Source organism: Pseudomonas sp. Q1, from assembly GCF_009935975.1.
Taxonomy (GTDB): Bacteria; Pseudomonadota; Gammaproteobacteria; order Pseudomonadales; family Pseudomonadaceae; genus Aquipseudomonas; species Aquipseudomonas palleroniana.
In genome coordinates, this window is sequence record NZ_QODI01000007.1 from 309385 (window position 1) to 321594 (window position 12210).

At 61.2% G+C, this 12210-nt stretch carries 10 protein-coding genes, 2 tRNA genes and 1 pseudogene; 8 read left to right on the forward strand and 5 right to left on the reverse strand.

Features of this window, described 5'->3' with window-relative positions:
• Positions 1–48 precede the first annotated feature (48 nt).
• Positions 49–1110, forward strand: coding sequence for an AI-2E family transporter (locus DK870_RS13805; RefSeq protein ID WP_060754496.1), 1062 nt, complete (start codon positions 49–51; stop codon positions 1108–1110).
• Here the strand turns inward: DK870_RS13805 and DK870_RS13810 are convergent.
• Together DK870_RS13810 and DK870_RS13815 are read right to left on the reverse strand one after the other, a co-directional pair.
• Positions 1107–2141 (reverse strand): ATP-binding protein, encoded by a 1035-nt coding sequence (locus DK870_RS13810; protein ID WP_161548873.1) that lies wholly within the window; start codon positions 2139–2141, stop codon positions 1107–1109. The two genes, DK870_RS13805 and DK870_RS13810, sit on opposite strands and share 4 nt — an antisense overlap.
• Positions 2141–2917 carry a response regulator gene (locus DK870_RS13815; RefSeq protein ID WP_060754494.1) on the reverse strand — a complete coding sequence of 259 codons (777 nt, stop codon included), beginning with the start codon at positions 2915–2917 and terminating at the stop codon, positions 2141–2143. Before DK870_RS13815 ends, DK870_RS13810 begins: the two co-directional genes overlap by 1 nt.
• A gap of 248 nt (positions 2918–3165) precedes the next feature.
• On the opposite strand from DK870_RS13815, the gene pyrF reads away from it, so the two are divergent.
• Entirely contained in the window at positions 3166–3864 is a 699-nt protein-coding gene (pyrF, locus tag DK870_RS13820; RefSeq protein ID WP_060754493.1) for an orotidine-5'-phosphate decarboxylase, read from the forward strand.
• A 31-nt stretch (positions 3865–3895) separates the two neighbouring features.
• On the opposite strand, the gene DK870_RS13825 is transcribed toward pyrF, so the two are convergent.
• A complete protein-coding gene (locus DK870_RS13825; RefSeq protein WP_060754492.1) occupies positions 3896–4900 on the reverse strand; it encodes an NADP-dependent oxidoreductase in 1005 nt (334 codons plus the stop codon).
• 227 nt (positions 4901–5127) lie between these two features.
• Between DK870_RS13825 and DK870_RS13830 the strand changes: the two genes are divergently transcribed.
• From DK870_RS13830 to DK870_RS29990, 4 genes and pseudogenes are all read left to right on the forward strand, one after another.
• On the forward strand, positions 5128–5889 hold the full coding sequence (locus tag DK870_RS13830) for an SDR family oxidoreductase (RefSeq protein WP_090365932.1): 762 nt from the start codon (positions 5128–5130) through the stop codon (positions 5887–5889).
• Between the two features lie 203 nt (positions 5890–6092).
• Positions 6093–7505, forward strand: a complete 1413-nt coding sequence (locus DK870_RS13835; protein ID WP_161548874.1) for a PLP-dependent aminotransferase family protein — start codon at positions 6093–6095, stop codon at positions 7503–7505.
• Between the two features lie 1022 nt (positions 7506–8527).
• A pseudogene (locus DK870_RS29985) lies at positions 8528–8725 on the forward strand (HAMP domain-containing protein); the annotation flags it as partial.
• 18 nt (positions 8726–8743) lie between these two features.
• A complete protein-coding gene (locus tag DK870_RS29990; protein WP_372241672.1) occupies positions 8744–9586 on the forward strand; it encodes a methyl-accepting chemotaxis protein in 843 nt (280 codons plus the stop codon).
• A gap of 36 nt (positions 9587–9622) precedes the next feature.
• Here DK870_RS29990 and DK870_RS13845 read toward each other — a convergent pair whose 3' ends face one another.
• Positions 9623–10435 carry an alpha/beta fold hydrolase gene (locus DK870_RS13845; protein WP_104995942.1) on the reverse strand — a complete coding sequence of 271 codons (813 nt, stop codon included), beginning with the start codon at positions 10433–10435 and terminating at the stop codon, positions 9623–9625.
• A 320-nt stretch (positions 10436–10755) separates the two neighbouring features.
• A complete protein-coding gene (locus DK870_RS13850) occupies positions 10756–11514 on the reverse strand; it encodes a hypothetical protein (protein ID WP_081087098.1) in 759 nt (252 codons plus the stop codon).
• A 370-nt stretch (positions 11515–11884) separates the two neighbouring features.
• Between DK870_RS13850 and DK870_RS13855 the strand changes: the two genes are divergently transcribed.
• Positions 11885–11960 (forward strand) — tRNA-Glu (locus tag DK870_RS13855).
• Between the two features lie 4 nt (positions 11961–11964).
• Positions 11965–12040, forward strand: a tRNA-Gly gene (locus DK870_RS13860).
• Positions 12041–12210 lie beyond the last annotated feature (170 nt).

Here is a 12210-nt window from a genome sequence, read left to right on the forward strand (position 1 = left end):
GCCGTTCGCCTAAGCTCTCCTCCTACAGCCTTATTCTCGAGATACCCGATGCTCAATAACGATCGCCTGCTGGTGCAAATCCTGCTGCTGGTGCTGTTTGGTGCCAGCTTCTGGGTGATGGCGCCATTCTGGTCGGCGCTGTTCTGGGGCGCAGTGCTGGCGTTCGCCAGCTGGCCGCTGATGCGTTTACTCACCCGCTGGCTGGGGGGCCGCGAATCCCTGGCTGCCGGCATCCTGACCCTGGGCTGGATGCTGTTGGTGGCGGTGCCGCTGGTGTGGCTGGGCTTCAACCTGGCCGATCATGTGCGCGATGCCGTGGGCCTGATCAAGGATATCCAGGTCGACGGCCTGCCGGCAGCACCCGCTTGGCTGAACTCAATCCCCTTTGTCGGCGAGCGCCTGGTGGCGACCTGGGACAGCATCGACCAGCAGGGCGCGGCGCTGATGGTCAGCATCAAGCCTTATCTGGGCCAGGTCGGCAATTGGCTGCTGGCGCGCAGCGCGCAGATCGGCGGCGGCATCCTTGAGTTGACCCTCAGCCTGGTGTTCGTGTTCTTCTTCTACCGTGACGGGCCTCGGCTGGCGGTGTTCGTGCATCGTCTGCTGGAGCGTTTGATCGGCGAGCGGGCCGGTTACTACATCGAACTGGTGGCGGGCACCGTGCAACGGGTGGTCAACGGCGTGATCGGCACCGCCGCGGCTCAAGCCTTGCTGGCGCTGATCGGTTTCCTCATCGCCGGCGTGCCTGGCGCGCTGGTGCTGGGCATCGTCACGTTCCTGCTCAGTCTGATTCCCATGGGGCCACCGCTGGTGTGGATTCCGGCGACCGCGTGGCTGGCCTGGAAAGGCGATTACACCTACGCGGTGTTCCTCGGGGTGTGGGGCACGTTCATCATCAGCGGCGTGGACAACGTACTCAAGCCGTACCTGATCAGTCGAGGCGGCAACCTGCCACTGGTGATTGTGCTGCTGGGGGTGTTCGGCGGCTTGATTGCGTTTGGTTTCATCGGCCTGTTCATCGGCCCGACCTTACTGGCGGTGGCCTACAGCCTGCTGACGGATTGGAGTGCGACCCAGGCCCAGGGGCGTCGCGAAGACAACCCCCGTTAAATCCTCGGCAACCACATTACGGCGGTCAAGCCACCGCCTGGTGTGTCTTCCAGGCTGAGGTGGCCGGCGAGACGCTCCACCGCTTCCTTGGCAATCGTCATGCCCAGGCCGACCCCGCCGGAGTTGCGGTTGCGCGAGCCCTCCAGGCGAAAAAACGGTTCGAAGACCGCCTCGCGCTTGTCGGCCGCGATCCCGGGGCCGTGGTCGATCACACGGATCACCAGGGCCTCGCGGCTGTCCGCCAACTCCACGCGTGCGGTGCCGGCATAGCGCAGGGCGTTGTCGATCAGGTTGTTCAGGCACGAACGCAGGGCCATCGGCTGTACCTGCAACGGCGCACAGGTGCCGGCGAACTGCACGTCGGAGCCTTGGTCCTGGGCGTTTTCGCTGAGGGACTCGACCAGCGCCTGTACGTCGAGCCAGTGTCGGGTTTCGCTGGTGCGCTGTTCGTGCAGGTAGCTTAAGGTCGCGTCGAGCATGCCGATCATGTCGTCCAGGTCCTGGCGCATCTGGCCTTGCAATTTGGTGTCTTCGATCTGCTCCAGGCGCAGCTTGAGGCGTGACAGCGGGGTACGCAGGTCGTGGGAGACCGCACCGAGCATGCGTGCGCGCTGGCTGACCTGCTCGCGGATGCGCTTTTGCATCATGTTAAAGGTCGATGCGGCCTGGCGTGCCTCTCGTGGCCCGGACTCGTTGAGAGGCGGGCTGTCGAGGTCGACGCTCAAGCGCTCAGCCGCCGCACTCAGGCGCTGGATCGGCCGGCTCAGCAGCTTCGCGCCGTACCAGGCGGCGATGATCAGCGAGATGAACTGGAAGGTCAGCGGCACCACCGGGCCACCGAACCAGGGGCGATGGTGCTTGCGCAGGGGCTTCATCGTACCATCCGGCTGCTCGACGAAGGTCTCCTGGGGCGGCGGTGGCGGCGGGCCGTAGTGGTGAAACCAAAAGAACGCCAGCACATGCGCCAACACAATAGCCACCAGCAATACACCGAACAACCTGCCGAACAACGTATTGAAGGTGGCACGCATCAACCGATGTCCCGGGCGTCGAAAAGGTAGCCTTCGCCACGTACGGTTTTGATCAGTTGCGGGGCTTTCGGATCATCCCCGAGTTTTTGCCGCAGGCGCGAGACCAGCAAGTCGATGCTGCGATCGAAGGCTTCGATGGACCGGCCGCGGGCCGCGTCCAGCAATTGTTCGCGGCTGAGCACCCGGCGGGGGCGTTCGATAAACACCCACAGCAGGCGGAACTCGGCGTTGGACAGCGGCACCACCAGGCCGTCGTCGGCCACCAGTTGGCGCAACACGCTGTTCAGGCGCCAGTTGTCGAAGCGGATATTGGCGCGTTGCTCGGTGCGGTCATCGCGTACACGGCGCAAAATGGTCTGGATGCGTGCCACCAGTTCACGCGGCTCGAACGGCTTGGCCATATAGTCGTCGGCGCCCAGTTCCAGGCCGATGATGCGGTCGGTCGGTTCGCAGCGGGCGGTGAGCATCAGGATCGGGATGTCCGATTCGGCGCGCAGCCAGCGGCACAGCGACAGGCCATCTTCGCCCGGCAGCATCAGGTCGAGCACCACCACGTCAAACGTTTCGGCTTGCATGGCCTGGCGCATGGCGCCGCCGTCGGTCACGCCGGTGGCGAGAATATTGAAGCGTGCCAGGTAGTCGATCAGCAGTTCACGAATCGGCACGTCATCATCGACGATCAGCGCACGGGTGCTCCAGCGCTTGTCTTCGGCGATCACCGCGCCTTTTGGCTCTTCGTTTACAGAGACGGTAGGGGTATGCATAGGTGCGATCATCTGCCTGGTCATTGCTGTCAGCATAGGCGCCCAGCCCCATGGCTGGAAGTGCTGGACGGGCGGTCATGTGGGCGAGGCTAGTCGTGGGGCGTGTAGGGCGCATGTCGGGAATGTATCGTGCTGGATACAATCACCCGAAACGCCGTGAAATGGACGGCTGAACAGTATTTACCGATCATCGGATCCCGCAACGGCGCTGCTTGCGCTACAATCCGCGCCGATTTCGACTTGCCTGAGAGCCCATTCCAATGTCCGCCTGCCAGACTCCTATCATCGTCGCCCTGGATTACCCCACTCGTGACGCCGCACTGAAGCTGGCTGACCAGTTGGACCCCAAGCTTTGCCGGGTCAAGGTCGGCAAGGAACTGTTCACCAGTTGCGCGGCGGAAATCGTCGGCACACTGCGTGACAAAGGCTTCGAAGTATTCCTCGACCTGAAATTCCACGATATTCCCAACACTACCGCGATGGCCGTCAAAGCCGCTGCTGAAATGGGCGTATGGATGGTCAATGTGCACTGCTCCGGCGGCCTGCGCATGATGACGGCCTGCCGTGAAGTGTTGGAGCAGCGCAGTGGTCCCAAGCCGCTGTTGATCGGTGTGACCGTGCTGACCAGCATGGAGCGCGAGGATCTGGCCGGCATCGGCCTGGATATCGAGCCTCAGGAGCAGGTGCTGCGCCTGGCCGCCCTGGCGCAGAAGGCCGGCCTGGACGGCCTGGTCTGTTCGGCGCTGGAAGCCCAGGCCCTGAAGACCGCGCACCCATCGCTGCAACTGGTCACTCCGGGCATTCGGCCGGCGGGCAGTGCCCAGGATGACCAGCGCCGTATCCTGACCCCGCGCCAGGCTCTGGATGCGGGCTCCGATTACCTGGTGATCGGTCGCCCGATCAGCCAGGCGGCTGATCCGGCGAAGGCGTTGGCGGCGGTGGTTGCCGAAATCGCCTGATACATCCGTGTAGGAGCGAGCCAGCTCGCTCCTACACCTTCAGTACCAACTTCCCAAAGTTCTCGCCGTTGAACAGCTTCATCAGCGTCTCCGGGAACGTCTCCAGCCCCTCTACGATGTCCTCCTTGCTCTTGAGCTTGCCTTGGGCCATCCAGCCGCCCATCTCTTGCCCAGCGGCGGCAAAATTGTCCGCGTGATCCATCACCACAAAACCCTCCATGCGCGCACGATTGACCAGCAATGACAGGTAGTTGGCCGGCCCCTTCACCGCTTCCTTGTTGTTGTACTGGCTGATTGCACCACAAATCACCACGCGTGCCCTCAAGGCCAGGCGGCTGAGCACCGCGTCGAGAATGTCGCCGCCGACGTTATCAAAATACACATCCACCCCGTTGGGGCACTCGCGCTTGAGCGCTGCGGGGACGTCTTCGTTTTTGTAGTCGATGGCCGCGTCGAAACCCAGCTCATCCACCAGGAATTTGCACTTGTCGGCACCGCCGGCGATACCCACCACGCGACAGCCTTTGAGCTTGGCGATCTGCCCGGCAATGCTGCCCACCGCACCGGCCGCGCCGGAGATCACCACGGTTTCGCCGGCCTTGGGCGCGCCAGTGTCGAGCAAGGCGAAGTAGGCGGTCATGCCGGTCATGCCCAGGGCTGACAGGTAACGGGGCAGGGGCGCCAGTTTCGGATCGACTTTGTAGAACCCACGCGGTTCTCCCAGGAAGTAATCCTGCACCCCTAGCGCGCCATTCACGTAGTCCCCCACCGCAAACTTCGGATTGTTCGACGCAATCACCTTGCCCACGCCCAGCGCTCGCATCACTTCGCCGATTCCCACGGGTGGAATGTAGGACTTGCCTTCGTTCATCCAGCCACGCATCGCCGGGTCCAGGGACAGGTATTCATTGCGCACCAGCACTTGTCCTTCTCCAGGTGTGCCCACCGGCACTTGCTGGTAGGTAAAAGTGTCCCGCGTGGCGGCGCCGACCGGACGTTTGGCAAGCAGGAATTGGCGATTAGTCAGGGCAGTCATGGCAAGGACTCTTTAGAAATGAACCTTGAGTGATAGACCCTCAATGGCCGGTGAGCAAGGTTGTCCGAGTGGCGCGAATGCACCGCGATAGGCTGGATTGATAGTCAGGCTGGGGCAGTTATCACTGGGATTCATGCAGCGCCAACCGGCCTTCTGATAGTGCTGACGCGCCGTACAGGCCGTTGGCTAGACTCGAACCACCGCCATTTCTTGCAAAGGATATTCCCATGAGCATGACGTTTTCCGGCCAGGTCGCCCTGGTGACCGGCGCCGCCGCCGGTATTGGCCGCGCCACCGCACTGGCGTTCGCTGCCGAAGGCTTGAAAGTCGTGGTCGCGGACCTCGACGTCGACGGCGGTGAGGGCACCGTCGCGCTGATCCGCCAAGCCGGCGGCGAGGCATTGTTCGTGCGTTGCAACGTCACGCTGGAAACCGATGTGCAGCAGTTGATGGCACAGACCGTTGCCGCCTATGGCCGCCTGGATTATGCCTTCAACAACGCCGGGATCGAGATCGAGAAGGGCAAGCTGGCGGACGGCAGCCTGGATGAGTTCGACGCCATCATGGGGGTCAACGTCAAAGGTGTGTGGCTGTGCATGAAGTACCAATTGCCGCTGTTGCTGGCCCAGGGCGGTGGGGCGATCGTCAATACGGCATCGGTCGCGGGGTTGGGGGCGGCGCCGAAGATGAGCATCTATGCCGCGTCCAAGCACGCGGTCATCGGCCTGACCAAGTCGGCCGCCATCGAATATGCGAAAAAGAAAATCCGCGTCAACGCCGTGTGCCCGGCCGTTATCGATACCGATATGTTCCGCCGTGCCTACGAAGCGGACCCGCGTAAGGCGGAATTTGCCGCCGCCATGCATCCGGTCGGGCGCATTGGCAAGGTCGAGGAAATTGCCAGCGCGGTGTTATACCTGTGCAGCGATGGCGCGGCTTTCACCACGGGCCACGCGCTGGCGGTAGACGGTGGCGCGACGGCAATCTAGGAATCCATGCAGGCCGTTATTTGAAAAGGTTTGATGGGATGTGAGGTTTTTCCAGAGCTGGCAATTGGCCTTGGCTGAATGTGTGTCATAAGGTAAATAAGTCAATAAAATCAATACTTTAATAACAATGTAGAGCGGGGCGACAAGGGCTTCTGTGCTTAACTGTTTTGGGTTGAATAACAGACAGTTGAAGTGAGTGGCGCATGGATTTAGGGATCGATCGACAAGCCCTTGTACCGGTGGTGCAGCAAATCGTCTGCGCGGTGACGCAATGGATTCGCACAAGTGGGATTACGCCCGGCACTCGACTGCCCTCTGTCCGGCAACTGGCACTGGATAACCTGCTGAGCCAGTCCAGTGTGGTTGAGGCATTTGATCGGCTGGTGGCCCAGGGGCTGCTGGTCTCGAAGCAGGGCTCGGGGTTTGTCGTGGCCCAGCCTTCGGTCCTGCATGAAAACCACTGGTATGAAGGTGCGGAGCGGGGTTGGGGGGCTTATACCGATGGGCCGCTGGGTGAGTTGAAACTGGGATGTGGCTGGTTACCGGATGCCTGGCGCGAGAGCGATGACCTCATTTATGCGGTACGTGAAGTCAGCCGTACCGACACCGGCGGCCTGTTCAATTACACCCCGCCCCTGGGGCTGCCGGCGCTGCGTGAACAATTGCTCAAACGCCTGACCCGGATCAAGGTCGCCACCAGCCTCGACCGTATCCTCACCACCGATGGCGCCAGCCATGCCCAGGACCTGCTCATACGTACCTTGCTGAAGGCGGGTGATACGGTGGTGGTCGAAACACCGGGGTATGGCAACCTCTATCGCCAGTTGGCGTTCCATGGCGTCACGCTGCTGGAGGTGCCGCGTACACAGGGTGGCCCGGATATCCCGGTGCTGGAAGCGCTGCTGCGCACCCATCGGCCCAAGTGCCTGTTCATCCACAGCCTGTATCACAACCCTACCGGTACCAGCCTGTGCCGTGAGGTCGCCGAACGCTTGCTGCAATTGGCGCGCAGCGACGATTTCCTGATCATCGAGGAAGACGTTTATGGCGACCTGCAGCACGCCAGCTGCACACGGCTTGCGACGCTGCCCCATGATGACCGGGTGATCTACATTTCCAGTTTTTCCAAGACCCTGAGCAGTGCCCTGCGGGTGGGCTACCTCAGTGCCAGTGCTTCCGTCATTGCACAATTGGCGAGCCTCAAGACCCTGAGCGGCCTCGGTACTTCGCGTTTTGCTGAAACGGTGGTTGCCACGCTGCTGGCTAACGGCACGTACCGTAAGTGGGTGCAACGCCTGCGCAAACGCCTGAATACACAGATGGCCTCGACCTTGCAGGTATTGGAAGACGAAGAATGGCAGGTGTTTGCCGTACCTTCCGGCGGTATGTTCCTGTGGGCACGCCCAGGCTGGGCGGATCATTCCCATCTGCAGGCCTGCGCACGACGGCTCGGTGTGCTTCTGTCGCCGGGAGCCTTGTTCAACCCGGGCGGTGAACACAGTGACTGGCTGCGCATCAATGTGGCCTATGCTGCTGATCAGCGGGCGTTGGCATTGTTTCGCGCCATGGGGCCTGCCAGATCGACCTCGACCATCCTGAAAACGACGGGCGTGTAGCTTTTTGCCATTATTCCGACGCCAGCATCTTGTGTCGTTGGCGTGTGGTTGCGAATCTCGCTGCATGGAAACCACGCTTGATGGCATCTGCCATTGCAAGAGGATCAAGTGCAATGATTTCGGCCGTGCAACGACGTTTCGCCAACCTCGGTATGGCAAAAAAACTGGGCCTGGGTTTCGCCTTGGTGCTACTGCTGACGGCCGTCGTGGCGGCCATTGGTGTGTGGTCCCTGCAAACGGTTGGTCAGCGCTTCGAGGGCCTCAAGGCGATGTCTTCGCTCAATAGCGGCTTGTTCAAGGTGCGCCTGATCGAGCAGGACTACGCCCTGCACGCCGACCCCAAGGCCGTCGACGCCTTGCATGAAAGTGTCGATGCCCTGGCGGCTCAGGCCGCCGCCCTCAAAGCCGGGTCCGCCGCCAATGTGCCGGTGATGACCGAGGTCGAGCAGGCGCTGGCGGCCTATCGCAAGGCGTTCGACGAATTTGTCGAGCTGACCCAGGCCAAGGACCTGGCCCTGGAAATGGCCACTTGGTCGGTCTCCAGCGTGGCCAACAACCTTGACGTGTTGCAGTCGGGGCTGGCGGATGACGGTACTTATGGCCTCAAGGAAAGCCAAGGCAAGGAAGGCGCGGAGTTTATCGAGCAGGCGGGTCAGGTCGGCCAGGTGTCCAGGCTGATGTTGCAAGCCATGAACGAAGCGCGCGTACGTCTGGATCAGAGCCGCAAGGCCGAGGCCGATGATGCCGAACAGGGCAAGATCGAGCAGGCGGACCAGGCCCTGGCCCAGGTCGAACAACTGAAAACCTCGGTCAAGGATGCGGGTTACCAGACCGTACTCAATGAAGTGTCCGGGCATATTGCCGCGTTCAGCGAAAAGCTCGGCGAGTACACGGGCCTGCTGGCTCAGGAAAAACAGGTCTATAAGCAGTTGCATGACCGGGCCGAGCAAGTGGTCAGCCGGGTCAACCAGGCCTATGCCGCCGAAGACCAGTCGATGCAGGAGCAACTCAAGAAAAGCGCAATGCTGATTATCGGATCGTCAGCCCTGGCGTTGCTGGTGGGCTTGATTGCGGCCTGGGTCATCACGCGGCTGATTGTGGCTCCGCTGCGCAGCGTGATCGCGGTGGCCCAGCAGATTGCCGCGGGCGATCTGAGCGGGCGCATGGAGGTCAGTCGCCGTGATGAAATGGGCCAGCTGATGCAAGCCATGCAGCAGATGGGCAGCGGCTTGAGCCATATGGTCAGTGGCCTGCAGGCGGGCATCGAACAGTTGGCCAGCTCGGCGCATTCGCTGTCCAGCGTGACGGAGCAAACCAACGTCGAAGTCAGCAGCCAGAAGGAGGAAACCGAGCAGGTGGCCACGGCCATGAACCAGATGACGGCCACGGTGCACGATGTGGCGCGCAACGCCGAAGAGGCGGCTCTAGCCGCGCAGACAGCGGATGACAAGGTCGACAGCGGCCAGCAGGTGGTCCGCCAGAGCTTGCAGCGTATCGAGTCGCTCGCCGCCTCCAGCAACAGTGCCAGCGCCAGTATCGAAAGCCTGAGCGCGGAAATCCAGAATATCGGCACCGTGTTGAGTGTGATCAAAAGCGTTGCCGAGCAAACCAATCTGCTAGCTCTCAACGCCGCCATCGAAGCGGCCCGCGCGGGTGAGCAAGGCCGTGGTTTTGCGGTGGTGGCCGATGAAGTGCGGGCGCTGGCCAAGCGCACGCAGCAATCGACTGAGGAAATCGAGCGGCTGGTCAGCACCCTGCGCCACGCGGCGCAGGCGTCGGTGCAGCAGATCCAGCAAAGTGGTGAGCTGGTGAAGCTGGCTGTTAGTGATGCCCTGGAAACCGAAAGTGCGCTGGGCAGTATCGCCGTAGCGGTGTCACTGATTCAGCAGATGAACCAGCAGATCGCCGCCGCCGCCGAGGAGCAGAGCTCTGTTGCTGAAGAGATCAACCGTAGCGTCACCAGCATCCGCGCCAGTGCCGATCAGTCGGCGCTGAGCATGCAGGGTAACGCGGCGTCGAGCATTGAGCTGGCGCAGCTGGGCGCGGAGCTCAAGGGGATGGTCGGGCATTTCCGCCTTTGATCGCAGCGCGAAGGCCGCGATCAAGGAGGAGGGCGATCAGGCGTTGTTGGCGAGGAAGGTCAGCAGGGCTTCGTTGACGAAATCCGGATTCTCCCGGGAAGAGATATGCCCGGCCTCCGGAATCAGGATCAGATCGCAGCCGATCAGCCTGGCCATTTCCTGGGACTCGGCAGGTGGTCGGGGTTTGTCCTGCTCGCCGCACAGGATCAAGGTCGTGTCCGCGTCCAGCTTCGGCAGTTGGTCCAGCAGGTCGGCGCGACTGAAGATCTGCCGGCCCAGGGGCACGATGCTTTGCAGCAGGCGCTCTTTGGAAAAACCCTGCAGTGCCTGGCGAAAATCCTGATACAGCGCCGATTCCCGGTCGATACCCGGGCGGAAGAAGATCGGTGCGATCACATCCAGCAATGGCTCGGGAATGGCGCCGGCGTCTTCGATCATCTTGAACAGCGAGAAATAATACTGGCGCGTGGCCTCGGGCTCTGCGCCCAGGTAGGTGTCCATCAGCATCAGGCTGTTGATCCGCTCAGGTGCGCTCAATGCCAGGCGCGCACCCCACATGCCGCCGACCGACAGGCCCACCAGGTTGACCTGGGCAATGTCCAACTGGTCGAGCAGGGCCAGGGCCTGGCGCGCCAGGTCGTCCAGACTGCGGGTCTGGGCGGGCAACGGCCCCGATTCACCGTGGCCCCACAGCTCGGGGACGATGACTCGGTACTGTTGCGACAGGGCCTCGATCTGCGGCGCCCACATGTGGAGGTCCCACAGGTAACTGGAGCCCAGCAGGACGGCTGGGCCGGTGCCTTCGTCGAGATAGTGCAGCGGTTGTCCATCAATCACGGCAACGGGCATAGCGGGCCTCTAACTTCATTGAGTGAGGGGGACTTTTTTACGCTAGTCGAGGGAAGGGGGATAGGTGCAAATTGATGGCACGTTGTGCTGGGCTTGTGTAGTGAGCGGGCTTGCCCTAATGCCAGTCAGTTAAGCGATAGAGCGGACGATGGATAACCCGTGGGAGGGGGCTTGCTCCCGATAGCGGTGTGCCAGTCAGCAGTTTATCGACTGACCCACCGCTATCGGGAGCAAGCCCCCTCCCACAGTGACAGCGTTAAGCCTTAACTGACTGGCATTAGGGCTTGCCACCCAGCGCGGGGCAAGCCCGCTCACTACAATCAATCGTAGATGGCTTTCTTTTTCCACTCGGCGTCGGCGTCGACGACTTTCAGGCCTTCGGTCAATTCGTTGACCTCGTCTTCGGCGGGTTTGCTGTTGGTCAGTACCGTGGAGTTGGCCCGGGCCAACTGTGACTCCAGCAGTTGCAACTGCGCACTGTAGACCACCGGTTCCGGCTGCTTGCGCAAGTACTGCACGCCGCGCTCGAATGCCAGGCGCGCTTGGCCAGGCTGGCCTTGCTGCAGGGCGTGCTGGCCCAGGTTGTTGAAGAACTCGATATGCAGCAGCACCAGGATATGGCGAATTTCCTTGATCCAGTGCTTGGCTTCATTGGTAGGCAGGAAGCCGTCCTGGGCCGCACGGGTGACTTGGCCGTGCAGCGCTTCGAGCAGGAACCGCACGTCCTTGGCCTTGGCTTCGGTCTGGATCGGCGCGGGCGGGTTAGCCACGGGGATCGATTCACCCTGGGCGATCAGCGCATTCAGCTCGGTAATGCGTGCCTTGAGCGGTGCGCTGGATTTGTTGAGGTTCAACAGGCGCTGGTTGACGTTGAGTTCCAGACGGGTCAGCAACAGTTTGAGCGCGGGGGTCATCAACTGGCCTGGGAAGGTTTCGGTGATTTCGCCGCAGCGGCGCAACCGATCATTCAGCTCGATCTCGGTGCGCTTCTTTTCCAACTTGTTGTTTTCCACCACGTGGTTCATGTAGCCAATGGCGATCAGTATTACGATCCCGGCTGTTACCAGCAGGGTGATCATGAGTGGTGTCACCGGTGTGGCCTCTTTATTGGGTTTACAATGGAGTGTAGTGACTGCGCCATCTGGCGGATAGGACTGATCGACCAGTTGCTCAGGTAGATTCTTCTATATAGGTAGAATATTTCCTGCATGGATGCACATTGCCATCATTTGCGTGTACGAACTATAACGTCTTGTCGGGCGTCAGAATATAGGCGCCAACACCCAGACGGACAAAATCCCCGTACGGGCCTGGAAGCAGGGCGAAGTCATTGATTTTAATAAATTTATCCTTGGGGGTTGACGACCTTTCAATCCATCCATAGAATGCGCGCCACTTAACGCGTAAAGCACACAGCAAAACGCGTTAAGCAGTGAATGTTGTACGTGTGTCCCCTTCGTCTAGTGGCCTAGGACACCGCCCTTTCACGGCGGTAACAGGGGTTCGAGTCCCCTAGGGGACGCCAATATGCGGGAATAGCTCAGTTGGTAGAGCACGACCTTGCCAAGGTCGGGGTCGCGAGTTCGAGTCTCGTTTCCCGCTCCAGATTTTAAGCAGTGTTGCCTTCGGGCGGCATTGAGTGAAACCAGGACCAAGTCTTAGGACATGGCCTCTGGGCACTGGAATACACACCATGTATTTCAGTAGCGTGTCCCCTTCGTCTAGTGGCCTAGGACACCGCCCTTTCACGGCGGTAACAGGGGTTCGAGTCCCCT

What these genes read in the sequence shown, in the direction of transcription:
- DK870_RS13805 (WP_060754496.1), top strand. Translation starts at nt 49, where the DNA reads ATGCTCAATAACGATCGCCTGCTGGTGCAAATCCTGCTGCTGGTGCTG.
- DK870_RS13810 (WP_161548873.1), bottom strand. Translation starts at nt 2,141, where the DNA reads ATGCGTGCCACCTTCAATACGTTGTTCGGCAGGTTGTTCGGTGTATTG.
- DK870_RS13815 (WP_060754494.1), bottom strand. Translation starts at nt 2,917, where the DNA reads ATGATCGCACCTATGCATACCCCTACCGTCTCTGTAAACGAAGAGCCA.
- pyrF (WP_060754493.1), top strand. Translation starts at nt 3,166, where the DNA reads ATGTCCGCCTGCCAGACTCCTATCATCGTCGCCCTGGATTACCCCACT.
- DK870_RS13825 (WP_060754492.1), bottom strand. Translation starts at nt 4,900, where the DNA reads ATGACTGCCCTGACTAATCGCCAATTCCTGCTTGCCAAACGTCCGGTC.
- DK870_RS13830 (WP_090365932.1), top strand. Translation starts at nt 5,128, where the DNA reads ATGAGCATGACGTTTTCCGGCCAGGTCGCCCTGGTGACCGGCGCCGCC.
- DK870_RS13835 (WP_161548874.1), top strand. Translation starts at nt 6,093, where the DNA reads ATGGATTTAGGGATCGATCGACAAGCCCTTGTACCGGTGGTGCAGCAA.
- DK870_RS29990 (WP_372241672.1), top strand. Translation starts at nt 8,744, where the DNA reads ATGGTCAGTGGCCTGCAGGCGGGCATCGAACAGTTGGCCAGCTCGGCG.
- DK870_RS13845 (WP_104995942.1), bottom strand. Translation starts at nt 10,435, where the DNA reads ATGCCCGTTGCCGTGATTGATGGACAACCGCTGCACTATCTCGACGAA.
- DK870_RS13850 (WP_081087098.1), bottom strand. Translation starts at nt 11,514, where the DNA reads ATGATCACCCTGCTGGTAACAGCCGGGATCGTAATACTGATCGCCATT.